Genomic DNA, 26,565 nt, shown 5'->3' on the forward strand with positions numbered 1-26,565 from the left:
GGTACAACGACGCGACCGGGGTCGGGGTGTTCCCGGCGCCGCTACTGCTCCGTCGCCGCCCGGCGGCGGGGGCGCCGCGACTGGCGGCCGGGCTCGGGTTCGACACCGAGCACGTACGAGCAGTCCAGGTGGTTCCAGCCGCATGCCCGGCACACCTCGACCTCGTACACGGTGAACTCCTCCTGCATGGTGTCCATCCGGGCCAGTTCGGCGTGCGTCTTGGCCGAACCGGACACGTGCCCGAGCCCGTCGCCGTAGACGTAGCTCACGGTCGTGAGCCGGTGTCCCCGGCAGACCGGGCAGGTCTCCTCGGTCCGGTCGCCGTGGTGCCGCGCCGCCCGGGTCAGGTACGGACCGGCGTCGCAGACCTCGTAGAGGCTGGTGCGCCCGGTCTGCACCGCGGCGAGGACGGCACGCCGCCGCAGCGAGTAGTCCACGACAGATCGTCGTCCGGGCACCGCGCCAGGGTACGCACGCACCGGCACGCGGCGGAGGCTCCGGACGGCCCACCCCGTCGTCCGTGGCGGACGCCACGCCACTCGCGGGTGACCGGATGGTGGCCTCCCGCGCACTCCCCGATGTATCGTCTCGATACATCGACCGGCAGAGGGCCTGGGGGGCGGAGTGCTCGAGTTCGCCATCCTGGGCCTGCTGCAACAGTCACCGATGCACGGATACGAGCTGCGCAAGCAGCTCGCCTCGGTCCTCGGCGGCCTGCGCAGCATCTCCTACGGCTCGCTGTACCCCGCGTTGAAGCGGCTCCACAAGGCCGGGCTCGTCACCACCGTCGAACCCGGCCCGGGGGAGCTGCTGCCGGCGGACGCACCGCCGCTCACCGGCCGCCGGGGAAAGGTGGTCTACACGATCACCGCGGAGGGCAAGGAGCGCTTCCAGGAACTGGTCAGCCAGGCCGGCCCGGAGGCGTACGACGACGGAGGCCACTTCGGCGTCCACCTGGCCTTCTTCCGGCACACCGCCGCGGACGTGCGGCTGCGGATCCTCGAGGGCCGCAGGCGCACGGTGGAACGGCAGCGGGAGGGCCTGCGGTCCTCGCTGGGGCGGACCCGCGAGCGGGTCGACCGCTACACGCTGGAACTGCAGCGCCACGGGCTCGAGTCGGTGGACCGGGAGGTCCGCTGGCTCTCGGAGCTCATCGACAGGGAGCTCACCGAGAGCGCGCCCACAGACAGGGAGCACCGGGACGGCACGGCCGCGGATGACGGTCGCACGCACTGACCCGGTGCCCGGGGGCGGACACCCGCCCCGCACACACAGCCGGACCCCCGGGTCCAACGGAGAGAGGAAGCTCATGGGAGCCGTCAAGGTCGCCATCGTCGGCGTCGGCAACTGCGCCGCGTCGCTCGTGCAGGGCGTGCACTACTACCGGGACGCCGACGAGAGCGCCTCGGTCCCCGGCCTCATGCACGTCCGCTTCGGCGAGTACCACGTCTCCGACGTGCAGTTCGTCGCCGCGTTCGACGTGGACGCCAAGAAGGTCGGTCGCGACCTCTCCGAGGCGATCGTCGCCAGCGAGAACAACACCATCAAGATCTGCGACGTGCCGCCGCTCGGGATCCCCGTCCAGCGGGGCACCACGCTCGACGGCCTCGGCAAGTACTACCGCGAGACCATCGAGGAGTCCGACGACCAGCCGGTGGACGTCGTCGCCGCGCTGCGCGAGTCCGGCGCCGACGTGCTCGTCTGCTACCTGCCGGTGGGATCGCAGAAGGCGGCGGAGTTCTACGCGCAGGCCGCCCTCGACGCCGGGGTCGCGTTCGTGAACGCCCTCCCGGTCTTCATCGCGGGCACCAAGGAGTGGGCGGACAAGTTCACCGCCGCGGGCGTGCCGATCGTCGGCGACGACATCAAGAGCCAGGTCGGCGCCACCATCACCCACCGGGTGCTGGCGAAGCTGTTCGAGGACCGCGGTGTCCAGCTCGACCGCACGATGCAGCTCAACGTCGGCGGCAACATGGACTTCAAGAACATGCTCGAGCGCGAGCGCCTGGAGTCCAAGAAGATCTCCAAGACCCAGGCCGTCACCAGCCAGGTCGACCGGGACATGGGCAAGGACAACGTCCACATCGGCCCCTCGGACCACGTGCCGTGGCTGAGCGACCGCAAGTGGGCCTACGTCCGCCTCGAGGGCCGCGCGTTCGGTGACGTCCCGCTGAGCCTCGAGTACAAGCTCGAGGTCTGGGACTCCCCGAACTCGGCCGGCATCATCATCGACGCCGTCCGCGCGGCGAAGATCGCCAAGGACCGCGGCATCGGCGGCCCGATCCTGTCGGCGTCGTCCTACTTCATGAAGTCGCCGCCGGTCCAGTACGACGACAGCCAGGCCCGTGACGCCGTGGAGGCCTTCATCCGCGGCGACATCGAGCGCTAGCAGCCGCGCGCTCCACACGACGAGGACCTCTCTGCCCGCCCCCCGGTGGGGGCCCACCGCGAGCTTGCGCGCGGCGGGGGCAGGGAGGTCCTCTCGTCGTTCCCGGGGCCCGGCCCCGTCGCGTTCCGCGTGTGCGCCGGGCCGCCCGCACGTTGCTGCCTACGCTGACGCCCATGCCGCCGCGCCGCCGTCCCCTGCTGGCCGCGGGCGTGGTGCTGGCCGTGCTCCCCGGGCTCGCCGCCTGCTCGGACGACGGCGAGCGGCAGGAGGGCGACGCGGTCAGCGAGGCCGAGGCCGACGTGCTCGCCGGCCTGCTCGCCCGCAACACCGAGGAAGGCGGGGCGGACTTCGTCGTCACCGCCCCCTACGGCGAGGACGCACTGCTGACACTGACCGGCGAGGTGGACTACACCGACGACGTCGGCCGGGCGCAGGCCGTCACCAGCGCCGGGGGCGCCGAGCAGGTGCGGACGGTGTTCTTCACCGCCGACCGGGTGTGGTTCGGCGACGTGCCGGGCCTGGCCGAGGCGCTCGAGGCCGCGGGCCTGCCGCCGGCCGGCTACGTCCGCCGTCCCCTCGCCCCCGAGGGGGAGGAGGCCAGCGCACCGCTGACCGACGTCCTGGTCCGGCTGGTGCTGAACCTGTCCGCGCCCGAGGGCGACGACCCCGGGGTGTTCCGCGCCGGCGACTACAGCTGGGAGGGGCAGCGCTCCATCGACGGCCGGCTGAGCACGGTCTTCGCCTCCCCGACCGGCTGGACGGTCGCGGTCGACGGCTCCACGGACCTGCTCCTGCAGTACGTCACCGGCCTGCCGGGGCAGGAGTCGCGGGTCACCGTCTCGCTCAGCGACCACGGGCCGCGGGACATCGCGCCGCCGGCGGACGAGGAGACGGTGGACGGCGCGGCGCAACCGGCGCTGCTGGCCGCCGTCGGCCTCTGAGGCGAACCCCGAGCCGACCGGGCCCGGACGTGCGGGAAGGGGCGGCCTCTTCCCCAGACCGCCCCTTCCCGGGCTCATTCCTACCAGAAACCGCCCGGCGGCGCTGCCCTCAGTTGACGGAGGGATCGGCCGGCGCGGTCGACAGGACGGCGAGCCGGCCGGTCTGGCGGCCCATGACCTGCCGCCACAGCTCCGGCCCCGCCAGCTCGCTCATCACGTCGCCCGGGACCCCCGCGACGCAGGCCCAGGCGCCCTCGGCGACCTCTCCGGCCAGTTGCCCGGGAGACCAGCCGGCGTACCCGGCGAACACCCGCAGCCCGGTCACCAGGTCCTCGAGCTCGGCCGGATCGGCGTCCAGGTCGACCAGGCACACCTCGTCGGCCACGCGGCGCAGGCCCGAGTCCTCGTCGAGCGCCCCGGGCGGGCTGGTGGCCAGGCACAGCGCGGTGTCGGTCTCGCAGGGGCCGCCGACGTGGAAGACCCCCGGGTCCACCGCGAGCTCGCACCAGCCGGGGAGCACGTCGCGGATCTCGACCTGGCTCGGCCGGCCCAGGACGACGCCCAGCGTGCCCGTGTCGTTGTGGTCCAGCACGTAGACGACGGTGCCGGCGAAGGTCGGGTCGGTGAGCGAGGGCAGCGCCACGAGCAGCGACCCGGGCCGGACGTCCTCGACCGAACCGGTCGACAGCGACGGCACCGCATCAGGGCGGCGTCGCCCGGTGGTGGGCCGCGCCGGCGGGCCGAAATCGGGATCGGGCGGGGAGGTCATCGCGCTCCAGTGTGCCCCACCCCGGCCCGCGGCGACGCGCCGAGTGGCGCGGCGGGCCGGCACCGGCCCGGCGGTCACGCGGCGGTACCGGCCCCGACCTAGGGTGACCGGGTGCACGAGGCGCCGAGCGGGGTCCGGCGGTTGCTCGGCCGCCCCGACTTCCGGCGTCTGCTGGGCACGCGCCTGCTCTCCCAGTTCGGGGACGGCGTCTTCCAGGCCGCGCTCGCCGGCACGGTGCTGTTCAACCCGCAGCGGGCCGCCGACCCGGTCGACGTCGCCGCGGGATTCGCCGTCCTCCTGCTGCCGTACTCGCTGGTCGGGCCCTTCGCCGGGGTGTGGCTGGACCGGTGGAGCCGCCGCCAGGTCCTCGTCCTGGCGAACCTGGCGCGCGGTCTGCTGGTGCTGGTGGTGGCAGCGCTGATCGCCGGCGGCGTGGCCGGCGGCCCCTTCTACGTGGCCGGCCTGCTGGTGTTCGCGGTCAACCGGTTCCTGCTCGCCGCGCTGTCGGCCGGCCTGCCGCACACCGTCGAGCAGCGGTGGCTGGTGTCGGCCAACGCCTTCTCGACGACGGCCGGCACGGCGGTCTCCGTCGTCGGGGGCGGGGTGGCCGTGGCGATCGCCTCGCTGGCGGGCTCCGGGGACGTGGCCTACGCGGTGGTGGCGGCGGCCGCCGTCCTCCCGTACGCGACCGCGTCGGCGGTCGCGGCCGGCTTCTCCCGGGAGCACCTGGGACCCGACGAGTCCCTCGGCGCCGAGCGCCTCACCGCCGGGGACGTGCTCCGCGGCATGGTGGCCGGCGCCCGCCACGTGTTCGCCATCCCCCCGGCGGCGGCCGCCCTGGCCGCGATGGCCGTGCACCGGGTCTGCTTCGGGCTGCTCACGCTGATGACGCTGCTGCTCTACCGCAACACCTTCGAGGCGTGGGGGCCGTTGCTGCCGACCGGCCTGGCCGGCGTGGGGCAGGTGCTGTCGGCCGGTGCGGCGGGGGCGCTGCTGGCCGCGGCCGTGACGCCGCGGGTGGTCCGCCGGATCGGCAAGCCGCGCTGGTCGGTCGTGCTGCTGGCCGCCGGCGGGGTCGGCCAGGTCGCGCTCGGGGTGCCGTTCGTGCCGCCCACCGCCGTCGCCGCCGGCTTCGTCCTCGGCTTCGTGGGGCAGGGCGTGAAGATCTGCGTGGACACGACCCTGCAGGAGACCGTCGACGACGCCCACCGCGGCCGGGTCTTCTCCGTCTACGACACCCTGTTCAACGTCACCTTCGTCGTCGCCGTGGTCGCGGGGGCGTTCCTGCTGCCGGCGTCCGGGGTCTCGTACGGCGTCCTGGTCGGGATCGGCGCCGCCTACCTCCTGACCGCCCTCGCCTATGCGGAGTGCGACAGGCGAGGTTTCCTGCGCTCTCGCACTCCGGTCAGCTGAGCGCGGCGGCGATCTCCTGGCCGCAGTCCGCCGGGGCGCTGCGGAGTCGGCGGACGGGATAGCGAAGGAGCAGCAGCCCGACCGACTGCAGCGCGTTCTGCCGGATGAGGTCCCGTTGCCCAGTCCTCGGCCGAGAGGTGGAAGGCCGAGCCGTCCGCCTCGACCGCCACCCCGCGGTCCCTCCACAGCGCGTCGACGAAGAACGTGCCCGCCGGGGTCTCGACAGCCGCCCCCCACTCCGGCTCGGGGAGCCCCGCAGCGAGGACGACGCGTCGGAGGTCGGACTCGCCCACCGAGCGCATCCCCCGCCGCGCGTCACCGAGGGCCTGCCGGAGCCAGGCCGTCAGGCGCCTGCCCAGCCGAGCGGCCTCCTCCTCGAGCGCCGGTACCGAGCAGATCCCGCGCTGGAGGACGTCGGCGACCACATGGTCGACGTCGGCCCGACGCGCGGAGGTGATGCCGGCGTCGACGGCAGCGCGGGCCGCCGTGGTGACCCGCACCCCGGGGTGGAGGTCCACAGCGGTGACCGGACGACGACTCTGGTGCACGACGACGAACCCCCTCGACCACAGGTGGTGACCGTGGCGAGCGGTGACCTCGACGAGACCGCCCTCGGCGGGCAGTTCGTATGCGCCACGGACACCCGCGGCCCGTCGGGTCGTGGAGACCTCCTGCACTCGACATCCCAGAGCCAGGGGAGCGCTGCGGTGGGAGAGCGCCGAGCCGGCGCCCGCGTAGTGCAGCGCTGCGCACCAGCGCTCGCGACGCGTCAGGGGACCCGAGTGGCTGACGAAGATTCCCGGCAAGGGCTCCTGCCACCTCCCGGACGCCACTGCGGTGCGGAGTCGGTAGGCGCTGACACCCCTCGCCGTCAGCACGGAACGCGGGGCGACCTGTTCGCCGTCGAGCGCGATGGGTGGCAGATGCACCGGCGCAGGGTGCCGGTAGCCGCCGATCTCCCGCCGTCGTCATCCACAGCGGAGGGCGAGAGGCGAGGTTTCCTGCGCTCTCGCACTCCGTTCAGGCGGTGCGGGCGGCCCACCAGCGGAGCAGTTCGGCCTCGGCCTCGTCGCGGTCCAACGGTCCGCGCTCGAGTCGCAGCTCCTTGAGGTGCCGCCAGGCCTCGCCGACCTCGCGCCCGGGCCCGATCCCCAGCAGCTCCATGATCGCGTTGCCGTCGAGGTCCGGGCGCACCCGTGCGAGGTCCTCGGCCGCCGACAGCTCGGCGATCCGCTGCTCCAGGGCGTCGTAGGTCGACGCCAGGGACGCCGCCCGCCGCTTGTTGCGCGTCGTGCAGTCCGAGCGCACGAGGGTGTGCAGCCGGGGGAGCAGGTCGCCGGCGTCGGTGACGTAGCGGCGCACCGCGGAGTCGGTCCACTCCCCCCGGCCGTAGCCGTGGAAGCGCAGGTGCAGGAACGTCAGCCGGGAGACCGCCTCGACGACGTCCTTGGGGTAGCGCAGCGCCGTCAGCCGCTTGCGCACCAGCTTGGCGCCGACCACCTCGTGGTGGTGGAAGGAGACCCGGCCGCGCTCCTCGTGCCGGCGGGTCGCCGGCTTGCCGAGGTCGTGCAGCAGCGCCGCCAGCCGCAGCACCAGGTCGGGGCTCTCGACGCCGTCGCCCGCAGCCGCCAGCTCCTTCTCGCGGGAGATCGCCTGGTCCAGCACGGTCAGCGAGTGGGTGTAGACGTCCTTGTGCTGGTGGTGCTCGTCGATCTCCATCCGCAGCGCCGAGAGCTCCGGGAGGACGACGTCGGCCAGGCCGCTGTCGACGAAGAGCTCCAGCGCTGCCCGCGGCGAGTCCTGCAGCAGCGTCTTCGACAGCTCCGCCTGCACCCGCTCGGGCGTGATCCGTCCCAGCTCGCCCGACATCCTGGCCATCGCCTCGAGCACGTCCTCGTCCGGCGTGAGCTCCAACTGCGCCACGAAGCGCACCGCGCGCAGCATCCGCAGCGGGTCGTCCGCGAAGGAGTCCGACGCCGCACCCGGTGTGCGCAGCCGGCGCGCGAGCAGGTCACCGAGGCCGCCGAACGGGTCGGTGACCGTGCGGTCGTCGGCCAGGGACACGGCCATGGCATTGACGGTGAAGTCCCGCCGGGCCAGGTCGTCGACCAGCGAGTCGCCCCACGCCACCTCGGGGTTGCGGGACTCCCGGTCGTAGCGGTCCGCGCGGAAGGTGGTGATCTCCAGCCGGACGCCGCGCACCTCGGCCCCGACCGTGCCGTAGGCGATCCCCTGGTTCCACGTGGAACCCGCCCAGCCGCGCAGCAGTTCGAGGGTCTGCTCGGGCCGCGCGTCGGTGGTGACGTCGAGGTCGCCGGGCACCCCGGACCCGGGGGCGCCGGCGGCGAGCAGCGCGTCGCGGACCGAGCCCCCGACGAGGTGCGCCTGGAACCCGGCGGCGGAGAACCGGGCGCCCAGCTCGGCGAGCACGGGGGAGACCTCGACGAGCTCCCGCACGGTCTGCTGCACGGCGACCGGCACCGGCTCGACGACGGAGCGGTGCGACGGAGAACCCGGGGGCTGGCTGGACACGACGAGCCAGGGTAGTGCGGCGGCCGGTCGTCCCCGGTCGGTGTCCGCGCACGGCCCCCACCTCGCCCGCCACCCGCTGCGATGCTCCCGGGGCTCGCGCCCGGCGCGCGCTACCCTCCTGGCATGGCTGGGACGGGCGGGCGCGGGCGCCCCGGCCGCCGGTTGCGCCGGGTCGACGAGACCTCTGCCGGGGGCCTGGTGGTGGCCGATGACGGGGTCACCGGCCCTCGTGCTGCCCTGATCGGGCGCACCGACCGCCGCGGGCGGCTCCTCTGGTCGCTGCCCAAGGGCCACATCGAGGAGGGGGAGACCCCCGCGGACACCGCCGTCCGCGAGGTCGCCGAGGAGACCGGGATCATCGGCGAGGTCCTCGCCCCGCTCGGGATCATCGACTTCTGGTTCGTCGCCGACGGCCGGCGGGTGCACAAGACGGTCCACCACTTCCTGCTCCGCGCGATCGGCGGCGCCCTCTCCGACGCCGACATCGAGGTCACCGAGGTGGCGTGGGTGCCGCTCGAGGAGCTGAGCGCCCGGCTGGCCTACGCCGACGAGCGGGCCCTCGTCGAGCGCGCCCCGGCGCTGCTCGCCGACAGCGCGTGAGGCGCGGCCCCTCCTCGAAGCTCGGGCACGGCACCGGACGCCGGGGCACAGGCCCCCGACGACGCTCGGCGCCGGTGCGCGTCCTGCTCGCCGCGCTGCTCGCGCTGCCGCTGCTGGCCGGCCTGGCGGGGCTCGCCCCGTCCCCGGCTGGCGCGGCTCCGGGGGACGGCGAGACCGACGCCGACCGCCCCGTCCGCATCGAGATCGACCGGATGGACCCGGCGACCGTCGCCCCCGGTGGCCCCATCACGCTGAGCGGCACGCTGACCAACACCGGCGACGAGGACCTGACGGGCCTGAGCATCCGGCTCCAGCGGGGCGAGGTGCTGCGCACGCGGGCGGAGCTGGTCGCCACCGACACCGACCCCGACCCGGCCGCGACGGTGGCGGCGGCGTTCAAGCCGATCGCCGACCCGCTGCCCGCGGGGGAGTCGATCCCGTTCGACTACACCACCACGACCACCGACCTCCAGCTCGGCGAGGACGGCGTCTACCCGGTGCTGCTCAACCTCAACGGCGCCGGCGAGGACGGCGAGCAGCGGCGGGTCGGCGAGGTGTCCACCTTCGTCGTCCAGGCATCGGCGCCCCCGATCCGGACCACCGGGGTGGCCTGGCTGTGGCCCCTGGTCGAGCCCACCCACCGGGACGCCGCGGGCCGGTTCGTCGACGACGAGCTCGCCGACCTCGTCGCCTCCGGCGGTCGGCTGGACCGGGCCCTGGCGGCCGTGGAGCGGATCCCCGAGACGGCCCCGCCCGGCGCGGCGCCGCAGCCGGTCGCGCGGGTGACCCTGGCGATCGACCCGGCGCTGGTCGAGGCCCTGACCGTCATGGCCGACGGCCCGTACGCGATCGCGGGCTCGTCGGACGGCGGGGACGGCACGGAGGCGGCCGCCGCCTTCCTGGAGCGGCTGCGCGCCGTGGCCGCCGACCATCCGGTCGTGGCGCTGCCCTACGGCGACGTCGACGTCGACGCCCTCACCACCGCCGGGCTCGCCGCGGTGGCCGCACGGAGCCTGCCCGCCACCGGGACGGCGGCCGCGTTCCCCGCCGTCCCGGAGGAGGGCGCCCCGCCCGTCGACCAGCGGGGCGCCGGCGTCCGCATCCTGCGCGACGCCCTCGGCGTACCGGTGCGGTCGGACCTGATGTGGGCAGCCGGCGGCACCGTGCACGGCCAGACCCTCGGCGTCCTCCGGGACGGCGGCGTCTCCACCGTCGTCGTCGGGTCGACCAGCCTGACCGACGGCGCCGCGGCGGTCGGGCTCGAGTCCGACGCCGCGGCCGCGCGCACCCCGCTCGCCGACGGGACGACGGGGCTGGTCGCGGACTCCGGGCTGAGCGGGCTCGCCGGCAGTGCGGGATCCGTCGCCGCGGGCACGCGCATCGCCGGCCAGCGCTACGTCGCCGAGCTGACGCTCCTCGCCGGCCAGCCTGGCGGGGACCCCCTCGCGCCGCGGACCGTCCTCGTCGCGCCGGCCCGCGGGGTCGACGCCGACGCCGACGGGATGGCGGCGATGATCGCCTCCACCGCGCTGGTCCCCGGCGTGCGGACGGCCTCCCTCGACGAGCTGCTCACCGGCCCGGTCGCCGACACCGGGGGGCTCACCCCGCCGTCGGATCCCGTCGCGATCGACCCCGCCGTGCTCGCGGACGTCCAGGCGGCGGTCGGGGTGCGCGACGACCTCGCCGGGGCCGTGGTCGGCGACCCGGCGGCCGCGCTGGCGCCCTACGACGCCGCGACCGCCCGCGCCACGTCGGTGGCCTGGCGCGCAGACCCCGATCGCGCCCGGGCGGCCGCGGCCGACCTCCGGCGCACGCTGGACGGGCTGCTCGACGAGGTCACCCTGCTCTCCCCGGCCGACGGCACCTACAGCCTCGCCTCCAGCGACGCGCCGCTGGTGCTGACGGTGCGCAACGACCTGGAGTTCGCCGTCCAGGTGCGGCTCCAGGTGCGCGCCCGCGGCGGGGTGGGCCTGTCGGTGGAGGACATCGGGGTGCAGCTGCTCGCCCCCGGCGAGCGCACCACCCTGCAAGTGCCTGCCGAGGTGGGCCAGTCCGGCCGGTTCACGGTGACCGCCCGGCTCGTCACCCCGGACGGCGGCGAGCTGGGCAGCCCCGTGGAGCTGCAGGTCACGAGCACCGCCTACGGCGCGATCTCCCTGGCCATCACCATCGGCGCCGCCGCCCTGCTGGGGCTGCTCTTCCTGCGCCGGCTGGTGCTCTTCCTGCTCCGCCGCCGGGCCGCCGCCGCCCGCGGCGAGGCCGAGGACGACCAGCTGCTCGCTCCCGAGGGGGCGGCCGTGCCGCTGCCGCCGACGCGGAGCCCCGTGTGAGCGACGAGCACCCGGTCGGCGAGCGCGATCGGCTGCCGCTCCCCCCGGTCCCGCCCGCGCCGCCGCGGCGCCCCGCCGGCGACGGCCGGCCCCGGCCCCCTGCCACGCCGCTGCCCCCGCCGCCGTACCCGGTCGTGCCCGAGGACCTCCCGGTCGGCGGCGTGCCCGGCCCGGTTACGGCCCCCTCGTCGGCCCCGGTGCGCCCTGCCGGCGGCCCCGCGTCCGCGCCACTGCGCCCCGTTCCTCCGCCGCGCCCCGCCCGCGCCGCCCGGCCCCTGCCCCCCGTCCCCCCGCCGCGGCCCCGCTTCGTCCCCGCCGCCGACGACACGCAGCTCATCCCGGTCCTGCCCGCGGTGCCTCAGCCGGTCGACGAGACCGACGAGGAGGCCTCGGCCCGCGAGGGCGCCCCCGGTGCCAGCCGCGGCATCCTCCGGGCCGCCGGCACGATGGCCGTGGCCACCCTCGTCTCCCGGGTCACCGGCCTTCTCCGCACGATGGTGCTGGCCGCGGCGCTCGGCGTCGGGCTGGTCAACGACGCCTACAACACCGCGAACACGCTCCCCAACATCGTCTACGAGCTGCTCCTGGGCGGGGTGCTCACCTCGGTGATCGTGCCGCTGTTCGTGCACGCCCAGGAGCGCGACCGCGACGGCGGTGTCGCCTACGTGCAGCGGCTGTCCACCGTCGCGATCGCCGGGCTGACGGTGGTCACGCTCCTGGCCGTCCTCATCGCCCCCGTGCTCACCAGCCTGTACGGCATCTCCGGCGACGCCGACCAGGTCGCGCTGGCCAACTGGCTGGCCCGGATCCTGCTGCTGGAGATCGTCTTCTACGGCATCGGCGCGCTCGCCCAGGCGGTGCTCAACTCGCGCGGCGTCTTCGGACCCCCGGCGTGGGCGCCGGTGCTGAACAACGTGGTCGTGATCGCCACCGGGGTGGTGTTCATGACAGTGGCCGACGGCGAGCTCGAGCCGGACACCATCAGCAGCGGCCTGGTGTGGCTGCTGGGCGCGGGCACCACGCTGGGCATCGCCGTGCAGGCGCTGGTGCTGCTCCCCCTGCTGCCCCGGGCCGGGGTGCCGCTGCGGCCGCGCTGGAACCTGCGCCAGACCGGCCTGCGCGAGGCCGGCTCGCTGGGGCTGTGGGTGATCGGGTACTCCGCGGTCAGCGCGGTCGGCGTCGCCGTCGCCACCCGGATCGCGAACGCCGCCGGACGCGAGGGCGGGCTCGGGTCCAGCGCCTTCGCCATCGCCAGCCTGCTGTTCCAGATGCCCTACGGGATCATCGGCGTCGCGCTGCTGACCGCCCTGGTGCCGAGGATGAGCCGGGCCGCGGCCCGCTCCGACGTCGACGGCGTGGTCCAGGACCTGTCGCTGGGCACGCGCCTGTCCGCCCTCGGGCTGCTGCCGGTGTCCGCCGCGCTCACCGTGCTGGGCCCCTCGCTGGCCACGGTCGCCTTCGCCCGCGGCAACACCAGCGTGGCCGAGGCGCACGCGATCGGGGTCGCGCTGGCCATCGGCGCCTTCGGGCTGCTGCCGATGGCGGTGACCCTGCTGCAGTTGCGGGTGTTCTACGCCATGAAGGACGCGCGGACGCCGACGCTGATCCAGGTCGGCATGGTGGCCGTGCGCGTTCCCCTGCTGCTGCTGGTGCCGGCCCTGGTCGAGCCCGAGCACGTCGTCGCCGGGCTGATGCTCGTCACGAGCCTCACGTACGTCGCCGGCTGGGTCCTGGGGCACGTGGCGCTCACCCGCCGGCTCGGCGGCCTGGACACCCGGTCCAGCCTGGTTCCGGTACTCCGCGTGACGGCCGCTTCGCTCGGCGCTGCCCTGGTGGGCTGGGGGGTCACGATTGTGTCTCGGGACGCGCTCGGGACCTCGGTGGCGGGTTCGCTCGGCACCCTGCTCATCGGTACCGTGGTCATCGGAGTCGCAGCCATCGGCGGCATGCTGCTCGCCCGGGTCCCCGAGGTGACCGGACCGCTCGACGCGGTCCTGGATCGCCGGAGGCGCGGGTGACCGGCGGCCCGGGGCCGCGACTCCCGCAGCGGAGCGGGTGCGCCGCAGGCGACGACTGGACGGAGGGCCTGTGGCGATGACGTCCACCGTCACCGGTCTTCCCGACCGCTACCGACCGATCGACGAGGTCGGGCCCGAGGAGGCCACCGCCACGGGCGTGATCCGCTGCTGGCGGGCGCGCGACCGGGTGCTCAACCGCGACGTCGCCATCCGCGTGCACATTCCCGGCGGCCCCGCGGCCCGGGCCTGGATCGGCCGGGCGCTGACCGCCGGCGGCCTGGCCACCCCCGCGCTGGCGATGGTCTACGACGCGGCGGAGGGCAGCGGGGATGCCGCCGCCCCGGGCGGTGCCGCCTACGTCGTGAACGAGTGGATCGAGGGCCGCACGCTCGCGGAGCGGCTCGCCGAGGGCCCGATCCCCGAGCGCGAGGTGCGCACCGTGCTCCGCCGGCTGGCCGAGGGCGTCGCCGAGGCGCACCGGGTCGGCCTGGCGGTCGGCGGCATCGGCCCCGACACCGTCGTGCTGCGCCCCAACGGCCTCGTCGGGCTGCGCGCGGTCCCCGCCGCCTCCGGGACCATGCAGGGCGACATCGCCGCCCTGGGGGAGCTCCTGGAGTACTGCCTCACCGGCCGGCAGAGCGACGCACCGGCCGCCGACGGGCGCCCGCCGCGTCCCTTGCTGGTCGCCCAGCCCGACCTGGCCGCGCTGGTCCGTCGCGCCCGCTCCACCGAGCCCGGCGCCGGGCTGTCCAGCGCGGCCGCCATGGCGGCGTTGCTGGCCGCTCCGCCGCGCCCCAGCCAGTCGATGCACCTCATCCGCGATCCGGAGGAGAGCGACAGCGGCTGGCTGCGCCGGCTGCGCGAGCGCCGCGAGGAGGACGACGTCGACGACGTCGACGCCGGCGGTCCGCAGCGGCTGGGCGTCGGCGGGCTGCCCCCGGCACCTGCCTACCGCGACGACGACCTGCGCCTGGACGCCGCGTTCGGCGACGAGGACGAGGACGACGACGCCTTCGACGAGGCCCTCGACGACCGGCGGGACGACGGCTTCGGCGAGACCACCGACGGCGAGCGCCCGGCCCGGCGCAGGCTCGTGATGATCGGGCTCCCGCTGATCGCGCTCGTGGTCGTCGTCCTGCTCGCGTGGTGGTTCGGGACCAACGTGCTGTCGGTCGCCGACGGGACGGACGACGGCTCCGGGACCTCGGCCCCGCCGTCGTCCTCCGTGCCGCAGGACTCGGCCCCCGCCGAGGAGCCCCCGACCGGCGAGCTCCCCGCGGCCACGATCGCCTCCTCGACCCTGTTCAACCCGCAGGACTCCGACCCGGAGAACGACGGCGACGTCCCGCTCACCCACGACGGGGACACCGGAACCGCCTGGTCGACGGTGACCTATTCCAGCTCGCCGGACTTCTCCGGGCTGAAGGACGGCGTCGGCATCGTCTACGACCTCGGCGGCGACCAGGCCCTGGCCGCGGTCACGATCACCACGAACACCCCCGGCGCGAGCATGGAGGTCCGCGTCGGCGGCGGACCCGGCGCGGACCTCGCGGAGTGGACCGTGGGCGCGTCCGGGACCGTCGACGGCTCCACCGAGCTGGCCTTCGACGAGCCGGTCACCACCCGCTACCTGCTCGTGTGGGTGACGTCGCTGGCCGAGACCGAGGGCGGCTTCTCCGCCGACATCGCCGAGGTCGCCCTCCGCCCGGCCGGGTGAGCGACCCCGCCCCTCCGGGAATGCGGCCCCTACGATCCGAGGTTGTGCCGCCCGTGACGAACGACCACCAGCCCAGCCCCGGCCCTGCGGTCACCACCGAGGGGATCGTGCACCCCGTGATCCCCCCGGCGGAGCACGACGGCGTCCGCGACCTGATCATCATCGGATCCGGTCCGGCCGGGTACACGGCGGCCGTCTACGCCGCCCGCGCCAACCTCCACCCGCTGGTCTTCGAGGGCTCGCAGTTCGGCGGCGCGCTCATGACGACCACCGAGGTCGAGAACTTCCCCGGCTTCGCCGAGGGCGTGCAGGGTCCGCAGCTGATGGACGACATGCGCACCCAGGCCGAGCGCTTCGGTGCGGAACTGGTCGCGCGGGACGTCACCGAGGTCGACCTCACCGCGACGCCGAAGATCGTGAAGATCGGCGACGAGGTGCACCGCGCCCACGCCGTCATCGTCGCCACCGGCTCCAAGTACCGGTACCTGGGCCTGGACAACGAGGCCCGGCTGCTCGGCCGCGGCGTCTCCGCCTGTGCCACGTGTGACGGCTTCTTCTTCCGCGACCAGGACATCGTCGTGGTCGGCGGCGGCGACTCGGCGATGGAGGAGGCGACCTTCCTCACCCGGTTCGCCAAGAGCGTGACCGTCGTCCACCGCCGCAACGAGCTCCGCGCCTCGAAGATCATGCAGAAGCGCGCGCAGGACAACGAGAAGATCCGCTGGGCCCTCGGCAAGCAGGTCCTCGACGTCCTCGGGCAGGACACCGTCTCCGGCATCCGGCTCGCCGACGTCGCCAGCGGCAGCACCGAGGAGCTCCCGGTGTCCGGCGTGTTCGTCGCCATCGGCCACGACCCGCGCAGCGAGATCTTCGCCGGCCAGCTCAAGCTGGACGACGAGGGCTACATCCTGGTCGAGCACCCGACGACCCGCACGAACATCGACGGTGTCTTCGCCTGCGGCGACGTCGTCGACCGCATCTACCGGCAGGCCATCACCTCGGCCGGCACCGGGGCCGCCGCGGCGATCGACGCCGAGCGCTGGCTCGCCGAGACCTTCGACGAGCGCTGACGAAGGCCGCCCTTCCCCCGGCCCCGCGCTCGTCGCGGGACCCCGGAGGGTGGCCGAACGACACGGGCCGACAGGCGGTCCCGGGCATAGACCGCCCATCACGCTGGTTGACCCACCAGCGACTTCGCGCAACCGAACAGGGAGAACGACCATGGCAGGCAACACCGTGACGGTGACCGACGCGAGCTTCGCCGACGAGGTCCTGGGCAGCGACAAGCCCGTGCTCGTCGACTTCTGGGCGGAGTGGTGCGGACCGTGCAAGATGGTCGCTCCGGTGCTCGAGGAGATCGCCGCCGAGCACGGCGACAAGCTCACGATCGCCAAGCTGAACATCGACGAGAACCCGCAGATCGCCCGCGACTACCAGGTCATGTCGATCCCGACCATGACGGTCTTCCAGGGCGGCAAGCCGGTCAAGAGCATCATCGGCGCCAAGCCCAAGGGCGCGATCCTGTCGGACCTGTCCGACTACATCTGAGCCAGGACCCCGTGCCCCCTGCCGCTCGCACGCCCGCGGCGGGACCCGGCACGGGGGCCGCACGCTAGACCAGGACGCAGCGTGATCCAGGGCCCACCCGCCCACCCGGCCGGGTGGGCCCCGGCGCGTCCGGGGTGCTGAAACCGGCCCCCCGTTGGGCCCCGGCCGGGACCGGGGACGACAATCGACGAACGATGGCGAGCAACGACGGCATGTACCCCCTGAGACCCGGGGACCGCGGCGCCGCGGTCGCGGACGTGCGGGCGGCGCTGCGCAGCCTGGACCTGCTCCAGCCGGCCACCGGGGACGACGGGAACGCGGGGAACGCGGGGGAGACCGGGGGAGCCGGCGACGCCGGGGAGACGGGGAACACCGGCGTCGAGTCGGTCTACGACTCCGCGACCGAGCTCGCCGTCCGCCACTTCCAGCAGGTGCGCGGGCTGACCGTCGACGGCCAGGTGGGCGAGGAGACCTACCGGGCGCTGTCGGAGGCCCGCTGGTCCCTCGGTGACCGGCTGCTGCACCACGACCCCGAGCGCCCCGTCCGCGGCGACGACGTCACGAGCCTCCAGGAGCGCCTGCTCGAGCTCGGCTACGACGCCGGCCGGGCCGACGGCATCCTCGGGCCGGAGACGGAGGCCGGCCTGCGCGCCTTCCAGCGCGACTACGGGCTCACCGCCGACGGCACGTGCGGCCCGGCGACCCTCCGCGCGCTGCGGCAGCTCGGGCGCAAGGTCACCGGCGGCCGCCCCCAGCTGCTGCGGCAGAGCGCCTCCATGGTGGAGAGCGGCCCGCACCTGATCGGCCGCCGGATCGTCATCGACCCCGGGCACGGCGGGGACGAGACCGGCTTCACCGCGGGGGAGACCACCGAGGCCGACCTCGTGCTGGACCTCGCGTCGCGCATCGAGGGCCGGCTCGCCGCCGCCGGCGCGACCGTCTACCTGACGCGCGGCCGCGAGCAGAACCCCAGCGCCGCCGAGCGGACGACGTTCGCCAACGACGCCCGCGCCGACCTGTTCCTCTCCCTGCACACCGACTCCCACGGGTCCGAGCACGCCCGGGGGGTCGCGAGCTACTACTACGGCACCGGCTCGGGAGCCTCCTCCACGGTGGGGGAGCAGTTCGCACACCTCGTGCGCCGCGAGATCGTGGCGCGGACCGGCCTCATCGACCTCGGCGGCTACCCGCGGACGTGGGAACTGCTGCGGATGACCCGGATGCCGGCCGTCCGCCTGGACTGCGGCTACCTGTCGCACCCCGTGGACCGGCTCCTGCTGCTCGACGCCAAGCTGCGGGGCACCGTCGCCTCCGCCGTCCTGGCCGCCGTCCAGCGGCTGTTCCTGCCCGCCGAGGCCGACCCGCCGACCGGCACCTTCGTGCTCCCTCGATCGTCATCCTCCGGATGACACCGCGGGCACGCGCCGCCCCCCTGCCGAGCTGAGCCCCCCTCTCCCCGGACCCTTCCGTCACATCCCGCCGTGTCGGACAACTCGCTGGATCCGGCTCCTTACACTCGACGGGTGGCCACTCTCCCGCCCGGTGTGCCCCCGGGCCCCGGCGCGAACGCGCACCTGCACTCCCCCGTCGTCCCGCGCCATCCGCGGCTCGACCCGCTGGCGGACCGGTACGCGGCACGCACGCACGGGATGAAGACGTCGGAGATCCGCGCGCTGTTCTCCGTCGTGAGCCGGCCCGAGGTCGTCTCGCTCGCCGGTGGCATGCCCGCGGTCACCGCGCTCCCCCTGGACGCGGTCGGCTCGATGATCGGCGACCTGGTCAGCGGCATGGGCGCGCAGACGCTGCAGTACGGCTCCGGCCAGGGCGACCCGCGCCTGCGGGAGCGGATCTGCGACGTGATGGCGCTGGAGGGCATCACCGACGCCTCGCCCAGCGAGGTCGTCGTGACCGTCGGCTCCCAGCAGGGGCTCGACCTGGTCACCCGGGTGTTCTGCGACCCCGGTGACGTCGTCCTCGCCGAGGGGCCGTCCTACGTGGGCGCGCTGGGCGTCTTCCAGTCCTCCGAGGCCCGGGTCCGGCACGTGCCGATGGACGACGACGGCCTCATCCCCGAGGCGCTGGAGCAGGCGCTGCTGGAGTGCCGCGCCAACGGCGACCGGGTGAAGTTCCTCTACACCGTGCCGAACTACCACAACCCCGCCGGCGTGACGCTGTCCGAGCCCCGCCGCGAGCAGATCATGGCGATCGCCGACCGGTACGACCTGCTCATCGTCGAGGACAACCCCTACGGCCTGCTCGGCTTCGACCGGGAGCCGATGCGGGCGCTGCGGGCGCGCAACTCCCAGCGGGTCGTCTACCTCGGCTCCTTCTCCAAGACCTTCTCGCCCGGCCTGCGGGTGGGCTGGGTGCTGGCTCCGCTCGCCGTCCGCGAGAAGCTCGTGCTGGCGACCGAGGCGCAGGTGCTCTGCCCGCCGTCGCTCACCCAGTACGCCGTCGCCCGCTACCTGGACACCCAGCCGTGGCGCGAGCAGATCAAGCTGTTCACCGAGCTCTACCGGGAGCGCCGCGACGCCTGCCTGGAGTCGCTCGAGGCCATGATGCCGGCCGGAACGACGTGGACCCGGCCCGAGGGCGGCTTCTACGTGTGGCTCAAGCTGCCGCACGGGCTGGACAGCAAGCTCATGCAGCCGCGCGCGGTGAACGCGCACGTCGCCTACGTGCCGGGCATCGGCTTCTACGCCGACGGCGGCGGCCGCGAGTACATGCGGCTGTCCTACTGCTACCCCGAGCCCGACCAGATCCGCGAGGGGGTGCGCCGGTTGGCCCGCGTCATCGAGGCCGAGCTGGACCTGCACTCCACCTTCGACTCCGTGGACACCGGCACCTTCCGCGCCGTGCCCCGCGCGGTCCCCAACCACACGGCGGAGAACCTCGTCGGGCCCGCCAACAGCGACCACTTCGAGGACGGCCGAGCATGACCACGGACTCCGCCCCGGCTCCCGCCCCCACGGCGGCCGCCGACCCGCTGCGCGTCGTCGTGCTCGCCGGTGGCCTGACGTTCGAGCGGGAGGTCAGCCTCTCCTCCGGCACGCAGGTCGCCGAGGAGCTGACCCGCGCCGGGGTCGACGCCGAACTGCGCGACGCCGACGCCGAGCTGCTGCCCGGGCTCGCCGCAGCGCCCGCGGACGCGGTGTTCATCGCCCTGCACGGCGCCACGGGGGAGGACGGATCCCTGCGGGCCGTCCTCGACCTCGCCGGCGTCCCCTACGTGGGATCGCCGGCCGCGGCGTGCCGGCTGGCCTGGGACAAGCCCGCCGCGAAGTCCGTCGTCCGGTCCGTCGGTGGGACGACGCCGGACTGGGTCGCCCTCCCGCACAGCACGTTCCGCGAGCTGGGCGCCGGCGCCGTCCTCGACCTGATCGTCGCGCGGCTCGGCCTGCCCCTCATGGTGAAGCCCGCCTCGGGCGGGTCGTCCCTGGGCGTGCAGAAGGTGAGCCGCGTCGAGGACCTGCCCGCGGCCATGGTCAGCTGCTTCGCCTACGGCGACACCGTGATGGTGGAGCGCTTCGTCGAGGGCACCGAGCTCGCGCTCGCCGTCGTCGACCTGGGCGACGGTCCGCAGGCGCTGCCCGCGGTCGAGCTGGCTCCGGCGTCCGGCGTCTTCGATTACACCGCGCGATACACGCCGGGGCTCACCGAGTACCACACCCCGGCGCGGATCCCGGACGACGTCGCCCAGCGTGCGGCCGAGCTCGCCGTCACCGTGCACCGCGAGCTCGGCCTGGCCGACCTCTCCCGGACCGACGCGATCGTCGACGCCGACGGGGCGGTGCACTTCCTGGAGGTCAACGTCTCCCCGGGACTGACCGAGACGTCCATGTTCCCCATGGCCGTCGAGGCCGCCGGGCGCGACCTCGGCGAGCTGCTCGCCGAGCTCCTCACCCGCCGCGCGCACACCAGCCGGTAGCCGGCACCTCACCGGGGATTCCGCTGTGACGGAATCCCCGGTGAGGCCCACGCGTGATCGTCGCGACGCACTCCTCGGCCGGGTGTGCGACGGGTGGGACGGGTGGGTCCTGCGTCAGGACTCGCTGCGCCGGCCGGTGATGTCCGGGGCCATCTGGCCGATGATGCGCTGCAGGTCGTCGACCGAGCCGAACTCGACGACGATGCGGCCCTTCGCCCGGCCGATCTGGATCTTGACCTTGGTCTCGAACGCATCGGAGAGCCGCCCGGCGAGGTCCTCGACGCCGGGGGCCATGATCCGGCGGGTGCGCCGGGTGGCGGCGGGCCGCTCGGCGGCGGCCATCGCGACCGCCTCCTCGGTGGCCCGCACCGACATCCCCTCGGCGACGATCCGGGTGGCCAGCGCCTCCTGCGCCTCGGCGTCGGCCAGGCCGAGCAGGGCACGGGCGTGGCCGGCGGAGATGATGCCGGCCGCCACGCGGGTCTGGACCTTCACCGGCAGCTTCAGCAGCCGGATGGTGTTCGTGACCTGGGACCGGCTGCGGCCGATCCGCTGCGCCAGCTCCTCGTGGGTGGCGCCGAACTCCTCCAGCAGCTGCTGGTAGGCGGCGGCCTCCTCCAGCGGGTTGAGCTGGACGCGGTGGATGTTCTCCAGCAGGGCGTCGCGCAGCAGCGCGTCGTCCTCGGTGTCCCGGACGATGGCCGGAACGCTCTCGAGCCCCGCGGCGCGGGCGGCCCGCAGCCGCCGCTCGCCCATGATCAGCTCGTAGCCGGTGCGGCCGTCGTCCAGGACGCTCTCGCGGACGACGATCGGCTGGAGCAGGCCGAACTCGCGCACCGAATGGGTGAGCTCCTCCAGCGCCTCGTCGTCGAACACCTGCCGGGGCTGCTTGGGGTTGGGGACGATGTCGCCGACGACCACCTCGCGCAGCTGCGCGCCGGGGACCCCGACGGTCTCCTCGACCTGCCGGGCGACGGTCTCGGCGACGCTGTCCGCGGCCTGCGCGGCCTTGGGCAGCAGGTGCACGGCCGGGGCCTCGACCGCTCCGCCGTCCGCGAACCGCTCGTCGCCGACCGGCAGAGGCTGCTCCACCGGCGGTGCACTCGTCGGGATGAGCGCCGCGAGGCCCCGGCCCAGACCGCCACGCTTGTTCATCGGGAGGACTCCTCGGAGGACGGGGCCGGCACGGTGCCGGCATCCACGGTGGCGGAATCGGTGTCGGGGAAGGCACGCGGCGGCAGCGGCGGGGGATAGGCGCCACGGGCCCCGCCGGGGCGGACGTCGGTGAGCGGGGTGAGCGCGACGCCGCGCTCGGCGATCTCCCGAGCGGCGTCCACGTAGCTCGTCGAGCCGCGCGAGCCCGGGTCGTAGGTGACCACCGACTGCCCGTAACCCGGCGCCTCGGAGACACGCACGTTGCGGGGGATGACGGTGGGGAGCACGAGGTCCTTGAAGTGGTTGCGGACCTCGTCGGCCACCTGGTCGGCGAGCTTGGTGCGCGCGTCGTACATCGTCAGCAGGATGCTGCGCACGGAGATCCCCGGGTTGAGGTGCGCACGCACCAGCTCGATGTTGTTGAGCAGCTGCCCCAGGCCCTCCAGCGCGTAGTACTCGCACTGGATCGGGATGAGCACCTCGTCGCCGGCCACGAGTGCGTTCAGCGTCAGCAGCCCGAGGGACGGCGGGCAGTCGATGAGGACGTAGTCCGGCCGCTCGTGCTCTGGGAGCCCCTGCAGGTACCCCTCGATCGCGCGGCGCAGCCGGTACTCGCGGGCCACGACCGAGACGAGCTCGATCTCCGCGCCGGCGAGGTCGATGGTGGCGGGCACGCACCGGAGGTTCGGGCTGGCCGACGTCGGGTGGACCACCTCCGACATCTCCCGGTCGCCGACGAGGGCGTCGTAGATCGACGGCGTCCCCACGCTGTGCTCGACCCCGAGGGCCGTGCTCGCGTTCCCCTGCGGATCGAGGTCGATGACGAGCACCCGCAGCCCGTAGAGGGCCAGGGCCACGCCCAGGTTCACCGTCGAGGTGGTCTTCCCGACGCCGCCCTTCTGGTTGGCGATGGTGATGACCCGGATGCGTCCGGGCCGGGGGAAGGGATCCTGGTTGGCCGCGTGCAGCACCCGGGTGGCGCGCAGCGCCTCCATGGCGATCGGGCTGTCGAACTCCTCACCGGAGGAGGAGAACTGGGCCATGGCCGCCTGATCGGCGGCGAGACTGCTCCGCAGCCGTTGGCCCGGGTCACTCATCACGGGTCCTTCCTGCGTGCCGTTCCACGTGGAACACGCGCGTCCTCACGCAGCGCGTTCCACGTGGAACGGTGGGTCTCCGAGCGTCCGTCGTCACCGTCGGCCGCGCGTCATCACCACCACGGTAGTGGCAGCGTCTCCCCACTCCGCACCGACAGCCCGGGGGTGGACGTCCTGCATCCCCGCGGCCTCGAGTTCCGCGAGCATCCCGGGCAGTTCCGCGAGCGCCCGGGCGCCCACCAGGGCGACGAGCGAGGCGCCGGGCCGAAGCAGGCCGCGGCACCACGACACCAGCCGGGGCAGCGGCGCGACCGCCCGCGCGGTGACCACGTCGACCGGTCCGACGGCGGTGACGACCGACCGCTCCTCGGCGCGGCCGCGGACGACCCGCCATCCGGTGCCGAGCTCCGCCACCGCCTCGGTGAGGAAGTCGACCCGGCGGGCCATGGGCTCGACGAGCGTGAGGACGACGTCGGGGCGGGCCAACCCGAGCGGGATGCCCGGCAGCCCCGCGCCGCTGCCGACGTCGACGACCCGCGCGCCGGCGGGCACCGCCTCGGCCACCGCCGCGCTGTTGAGCACGTGCCGCTCCCACAGGCGCGGGACCTCGCGCGGCCCGATCAGGCCGCGGGTCACCCCGTCGCCGGCCAGGCGGTCGACGTAGGCGATCGCCCGGGGGAGGGCCGCCCCGAAGACCTCCGCGGCCAGCGGCGGCGGGGGCGGGGTGGCGCCCGGGGCGGGAGTGGCCTGCGAGGCGTCCTGATCGCTCGATGTCATCGCTTCGCTCCCGGGCGCCGCACCGCTCAGCGGTCCGGCAGGACCACGACCCGGCGGTTGGGCTCCTCGCCCTCCGACTCGCTGTGCACACCGGTCACACCGGCGACGACGTCGTGCACGACCTTGCGCTCGAACGGGTTCATCGGGGCCATGCGCTCGGGCTGGCCACTCTGGCTCACCCGGGCAGCGGTCTCGCCCGCGAGGGTGGTCAGGTCGGCGCGGCGGCGGGCGCGGTAGCCGCCGATGTCGAGCATCAGCCGGCTGCGGACACCCGTGGACTGGGCCACGGCCAGCCGGGTCAGCTCCTGCAGGGCCTCGAGCACCGTGCCGTCGGTCCCGACGAGGTCCGTCAGCTGGCCGCCGACGATGGCCACCGACGCGCGGTCGCCCTCCACGTCGAGGTCGATGTCACCGTCCACGTCGAGGATGTCGAGCAGCCGCTCCAGGTAGTCACCGGCGACGTCGCCCTCGCGGACCAGCAGGTCGTCGGCCGAGCGGGCACCTCCGGCCGCGCCGGAGCCGGCGTCGTCGGCTCCGGCCTCGTCGGTGTCTGTGTCGGTGTCCGCGTCGTCGACCAGCGCGTCGGCGTCCGCCGCGCCGGAGTCCGGCAGCTCGGTGTCGGTCGCGGTCGCGGAGGTGTCCGTGGCCGAGGGGTTCGGGGCGCTCATGAGGGCTCTCCTCCTGTGGGTGCGGGCGGCCGGGGCGTCCCCGGTGGTCTGGATGCGGCGGCGCCGGACGAGCGGCGCCGGCCGCTCATCGGCGCTTGCGCTTGCCGCGGTTCGCCGGCGAGGAACCCTTGGTCCCGGCGCCGGAGGCACTGGCACCGGAGGCGCCGTCACCGGGGCCGCCGTCACCGGCGGTCGACGGCGGGGCGCCGTTGGTGCCGCCGGCCGGGGCGGGATCCGGCGCCGGGGTGCTCTTCTCCAGCGCGACCACCGGGCGGCCGCCCTTGCCGCGGACGGGCTTGGCCCCGGGCTTGGGGGCGAGCGCCTTCGGGTCGACGGCCGGCTTCTCGGCGGCCTTCTTGGCCAGCGCGGCGGGCGAGTTCGGCGGGGGCAGCTTGCGCAGGATGTAGAACTGCTGGCCCAGCGTCCACAGGTTGTTGGTGAACCAGTAGAGCAGCACGCCGATCGGGAAGAAGAACCCCGTGACGAAGAGGCTGATCGGCATCCCGTAGAGCATCAGCTTCTGCACCATGGCGGCCTGGCCCTCGACGGGCCCGGAGCGGCGCATGATCTGCTTCTGCGTGAAGAAGGTCGTCGCGCACATGATGATCATGAGCGTCAGCGCGACGATGCGGATGTTCATCATCGTCACGCCCGGCAGCGCGAGGAGCGCGTCCGCCTTCTCGCCGGCCATGTTGAACGACGACGAGATCGGCGCCCCGAACAGCTCGGCCTTGGCCGCCTGGTCCGTGAGCTCGTCGCTCCAGCTGTACAGCCCGTCCGCGCCGGGCTGCAGGCGGCGCAGCACGTGGAAGAGCGCGATGAAGATGGGGATCTGCGGCAGGATCGGCAGGCAGCCGGCCAGCGGGTTGACCCCGCGCTCCTTCTGGAGCTTCATCATGGCCTCGCTGAAGCCCTGCCGGTCCGACCCGAACTGCTTGCGCAGCTTCTGGATCTCCGGCTGGATCTCCTGCATCGCCCGCTGGCTCTTGACCTGCTTGATGAACAGGCGGAACAGCAGCACGCGGATCGTGACCACGAGCATCACGATCGACAGCGCCCAGGTGATGCCGGCGGCGGGGTCGAGGAACGTGGAGAACAGCGCGTGCCACTGCTTCATCACCCACGCGATCGCGGTGTACAGCCAGTCAAGCAACGCGAGCCTCCTGCTGCGCTGACCGGCCGTGGGCCGGCGTGGACGTCGGGTCGCGGCGCGACCGGTCGGAGCCGGCGGCGCGCGCCCCTGAGGGCACCGCACTCCCCGACGAGTGGTGGTCGTGCGTGGTTCCGCACGGCGGCACCGGGTCGAACCCGCCGGGGTGCCACGGCGCGCACTTCAGCAGCCGGCGGAGTGCCAGCCAGCTGCCGCGCGCGGCACCGTGCACCGCGATGGCCTCGGCCGCGTACGCCGAGCAGGTCGGCGCGAAGCGGCAGCGGGGCGGGAGCGCCGGGCTGATCGCCCGGGAGTAGAAGGCGACGACGGCCAGCAGGGCCCGGGCGACCGGTCCACGACCGGGGGCGGTCATCGAGCGCCCGCCCGCGGGCCGAGGACCCGGTCGAGGCCGGACACGAGGTCCGCGCGCAGCTGCTCGGACGAGGCCTGCGCCGCCTCCGGCCGGGCCCGGACGACGAGGTCGGCGCTCGGTGGGACCCGGTGCAGCTCGCCGCGGACGACGGCGCGCAGGCGACGGGTCACCCGCGAACGGACGACCGAGTTGCCCACCGCCTTGCCCACGACGAATCCCGCCCGTGGGCCGGCCCCCTCGGGCGCGGGCCCCGGGCGTTCGGGGAGGAAGTGGAGCACCATGGTCGACCGCCCGACACGTCGGCCCGACCGGACGACCGCGGTGAACTCCGGACGCCGGCGCAGGCGTGCCTGCGCGGGCAACACCTCAGGCGGAGAGCTTCTCGCGACCCTTGCGCCGACGGCCGGCGATGATCGCCCGGCCCGCGCGGGTGCGCATACGCAGCCGGAAGCCGTGGGTCTTGGACCGACGACGGTTGTTCGGCTGGAACGTGCGCTTGCTCACGGAGGACTCCTACTACACGGCATCGGCGGTGCACACCCGCCGGTGGGCGGGCACGCGCGGGGCGACACCTGCGCGGCTGTTGCCGCTCCGGATGCCCCCCGGAAGCTGGTCGACCGGGGCCGTCCACGGTGCACACCCGGCGCGCGAGCGCGCCGAGGTGCCGCGGAGGAGCCACGGACTCGGACCAGCATAGCCGAGGGCGGCGACCGGCCGAGCGGCCGGTCGTACCCCGACTGACCATGGTCACCCCCGGCCGGCAGCCGACCGCGACGACGCGCCGTCGCCGGGACGCGACACGCCCACCGACGCGCCGAAAGGGCCCCGTCCCGTCGTTGCCCGCCTGTGGATGAAGCTGTTAGCGTCGCCGTCGCTCCGGCCCGGTTCTCCGGGTCCGGCCGCGACGGGCCGACCTTCGGTCCGTCGACCGCCACACCCGTCCGCCCGCCCCTCTTCCCAGCCCCGACCAGCGGAAAAGCCTGTCGCCGGACGTCCTCCGGAAGCGCGGCCGGCCTCCGCCGCCGGTTGTGCACACCCTGTGGACACCGGTGTGGAACCGTTGTGTCCGAAAGTTCCGAGCGGACACCGGGGCACGGCGGGTCTCCCGTCCGGGACGTGTGACACCGGAACCGCTTCCGGGCCGCAGGAGCGACCGGCGG

General features: G+C 74.5%; 24 protein-coding genes. 13 read left to right on the forward strand and 11 right to left on the reverse strand.

Annotation, left to right across the window (positions count from 1 at the left end):
• Positions 1-41 precede the first annotated feature (41 nt).
• Entirely contained in the window at positions 42-458 is a 417-nt protein-coding gene (locus BMY88_RS16700) for a DUF5318 family protein (protein ID WP_091946305.1), read from the reverse strand.
• Between the two features lie 166 nt (positions 459-624).
• Here BMY88_RS16700 and BMY88_RS16705 point away from each other — a divergent pair, with 166 nt between their 5' ends.
• The 3 genes from BMY88_RS16705 to BMY88_RS16715 all read left to right on the forward strand — a co-directional run bounded on the left by BMY88_RS16705 (position 625) and on the right by BMY88_RS16715 (position 3,330).
• Positions 625-1,236: a PadR family transcriptional regulator gene (locus BMY88_RS16705; RefSeq protein ID WP_091945984.1), complete on the forward strand. Its 612-nt coding sequence runs from the start codon at positions 625-627 to the stop codon at positions 1,234-1,236.
• 73 nt (positions 1,237-1,309) lie between these two features.
• A complete protein-coding gene (locus tag BMY88_RS16710) occupies positions 1,310-2,389 on the forward strand; it encodes an inositol-3-phosphate synthase (RefSeq protein WP_091945987.1) in 1,080 nt (359 codons plus the stop codon).
• Positions 2,390-2,562: 173 nt separating this feature from the next.
• Positions 2,563-3,330, forward strand: coding sequence for a hypothetical protein (locus BMY88_RS16715; RefSeq protein WP_091945990.1), 768 nt, complete (start codon positions 2,563-2,565; stop codon positions 3,328-3,330).
• Between the two features lie 109 nt (positions 3,331-3,439).
• Here BMY88_RS16715 and BMY88_RS16720 read toward each other — a convergent pair whose 3' ends face one another.
• Positions 3,440-4,099: a YqgE/AlgH family protein gene (locus BMY88_RS16720; RefSeq protein ID WP_091945993.1), complete on the reverse strand. Its 660-nt coding sequence runs from the start codon at positions 4,097-4,099 to the stop codon at positions 3,440-3,442.
• A gap of 111 nt (positions 4,100-4,210) precedes the next feature.
• Here BMY88_RS16720 and BMY88_RS16725 point away from each other — a divergent pair, with 111 nt between their 5' ends.
• Positions 4,211-5,512: an MFS transporter gene (locus BMY88_RS16725; RefSeq protein ID WP_091945996.1), complete on the forward strand. Its 1,302-nt coding sequence runs from the start codon at positions 4,211-4,213 to the stop codon at positions 5,510-5,512.
• Positions 5,513-6,532: 1,020 nt separating this feature from the next.
• Here the strand turns inward: BMY88_RS16725 and BMY88_RS16735 are convergent.
• The gene (locus BMY88_RS16735; protein WP_244524736.1) at positions 6,533-8,044 is read right to left on the reverse strand and encodes a CCA tRNA nucleotidyltransferase; all 1,512 of its coding nucleotides are present in this window, start codon (positions 8,042-8,044) and stop codon (positions 6,533-6,535) included.
• Positions 8,045-8,167: 123 nt separating this feature from the next.
• Between BMY88_RS16735 and BMY88_RS16740 the strand changes: the two genes are divergently transcribed.
• The 9 genes from BMY88_RS16740 to BMY88_RS16780 all read left to right on the forward strand — a co-directional run bounded on the left by BMY88_RS16740 (position 8,168) and on the right by BMY88_RS16780 (position 20,185).
• Positions 8,168-8,644, forward strand: coding sequence for an NUDIX hydrolase (locus BMY88_RS16740; RefSeq protein ID WP_091946002.1), 477 nt, complete (start codon positions 8,168-8,170; stop codon positions 8,642-8,644).
• Between the two features lie 74 nt (positions 8,645-8,718).
• On the forward strand, positions 8,719-10,974 hold the full coding sequence (locus tag BMY88_RS16745) for a DUF6049 family protein (protein ID WP_091946005.1): 2,256 nt from the start codon (positions 8,719-8,721) through the stop codon (positions 10,972-10,974).
• A 353-nt stretch (positions 10,975-11,327) separates the two neighbouring features.
• On the forward strand, positions 11,328-12,992 hold the full coding sequence (gene murJ / locus BMY88_RS16750; RefSeq protein WP_244524737.1) for a murein biosynthesis integral membrane protein MurJ: 1,665 nt from the start codon (positions 11,328-11,330) through the stop codon (positions 12,990-12,992).
• Positions 12,993-13,068: 76 nt separating this feature from the next.
• Positions 13,069-14,709 (forward strand): protein kinase family protein, encoded by a 1,641-nt coding sequence (locus BMY88_RS16755; protein WP_091946310.1) that lies wholly within the window; start codon positions 13,069-13,071, stop codon positions 14,707-14,709.
• Between the two features lie 53 nt (positions 14,710-14,762).
• Complete coding sequence (gene trxB, locus BMY88_RS16760; protein WP_091946011.1) at positions 14,763-15,779, forward strand: thioredoxin-disulfide reductase; 1,017 nt, start codon at positions 14,763-14,765, stop codon at positions 15,777-15,779.
• A 151-nt stretch (positions 15,780-15,930) separates the two neighbouring features.
• Entirely contained in the window at positions 15,931-16,257 is a 327-nt protein-coding gene (gene trxA / locus BMY88_RS16765; protein ID WP_091946014.1) for a thioredoxin, read from the forward strand.
• A gap of 194 nt (positions 16,258-16,451) precedes the next feature.
• On the forward strand, positions 16,452-17,666 hold the full coding sequence (locus BMY88_RS16770; protein ID WP_244524738.1) for an N-acetylmuramoyl-L-alanine amidase: 1,215 nt from the start codon (positions 16,452-16,454) through the stop codon (positions 17,664-17,666).
• A gap of 114 nt (positions 17,667-17,780) precedes the next feature.
• On the forward strand, positions 17,781-19,196 hold the full coding sequence (locus BMY88_RS16775; RefSeq protein ID WP_244524739.1) for an aminotransferase-like domain-containing protein: 1,416 nt from the start codon (positions 17,781-17,783) through the stop codon (positions 19,194-19,196).
• Positions 19,193-20,185 (forward strand): D-alanine--D-alanine ligase family protein, encoded by a 993-nt coding sequence (locus BMY88_RS16780; protein ID WP_091946016.1) that lies wholly within the window; start codon positions 19,193-19,195, stop codon positions 20,183-20,185. The genes BMY88_RS16775 and BMY88_RS16780 overlap by 4 nt, the downstream gene beginning before the upstream one ends.
• 114 nt (positions 20,186-20,299) lie before the next feature.
• On the opposite strand, the gene BMY88_RS16785 is transcribed toward BMY88_RS16780, so the two are convergent.
• The 8 genes from BMY88_RS16785 to rpmH form a co-directional block, all read right to left on the reverse strand.
• A complete protein-coding gene (locus BMY88_RS16785) occupies positions 20,300-21,340 on the reverse strand; it encodes a ParB/RepB/Spo0J family partition protein (protein WP_091946019.1) in 1,041 nt (346 codons plus the stop codon).
• On the reverse strand, positions 21,337-22,437 hold the full coding sequence (locus BMY88_RS16790) for a ParA family protein (RefSeq protein WP_091946023.1): 1,101 nt from the start codon (positions 22,435-22,437) through the stop codon (positions 21,337-21,339). Before BMY88_RS16790 ends, BMY88_RS16785 begins: the two co-directional genes overlap by 4 nt.
• Before the next feature lie 93 nt (positions 22,438-22,530).
• Positions 22,531-23,214, reverse strand: a complete 684-nt coding sequence (gene rsmG / locus BMY88_RS16795) for a 16S rRNA (guanine(527)-N(7))-methyltransferase RsmG (protein WP_091946026.1) — start codon at positions 23,212-23,214, stop codon at positions 22,531-22,533.
• A gap of 26 nt (positions 23,215-23,240) precedes the next feature.
• The gene (locus BMY88_RS16800) at positions 23,241-23,882 is read right to left on the reverse strand and encodes a Jag family protein (RefSeq protein WP_091946029.1); all 642 of its coding nucleotides are present in this window, start codon (positions 23,880-23,882) and stop codon (positions 23,241-23,243) included.
• Between the two features lie 85 nt (positions 23,883-23,967).
• On the reverse strand, positions 23,968-25,035 hold the full coding sequence (gene yidC, locus BMY88_RS16805) for a membrane protein insertase YidC (protein ID WP_091946032.1): 1,068 nt from the start codon (positions 25,033-25,035) through the stop codon (positions 23,968-23,970).
• Positions 25,028-25,405, reverse strand: coding sequence for a membrane protein insertion efficiency factor YidD (gene yidD / locus BMY88_RS24805; protein ID WP_091946034.1), 378 nt, complete (start codon positions 25,403-25,405; stop codon positions 25,028-25,030). The genes yidC and yidD overlap by 8 nt, the downstream gene beginning before the upstream one ends.
• Positions 25,402-25,770, reverse strand: a complete 369-nt coding sequence (rnpA, locus tag BMY88_RS16815) for a ribonuclease P protein component (protein ID WP_091946037.1) — start codon at positions 25,768-25,770, stop codon at positions 25,402-25,404. The genes yidD and rnpA overlap by 4 nt, the downstream gene beginning before the upstream one ends.
• A 1-nt stretch (position 25,771) precedes the next feature.
• Positions 25,772-25,909, reverse strand: coding sequence for a 50S ribosomal protein L34 (gene rpmH / locus BMY88_RS16820; protein ID WP_089305879.1), 138 nt, complete (start codon positions 25,907-25,909; stop codon positions 25,772-25,774).
• Positions 25,910-26,565: the final 656 nt, after the last annotated feature.

It is taken from the genome of Trujillonella endophytica, assembly GCF_900110555.1.
Lineage (GTDB): Bacteria > Actinomycetota > Actinomycetes > Mycobacteriales > Geodermatophilaceae > Trujillonella > Trujillonella endophytica.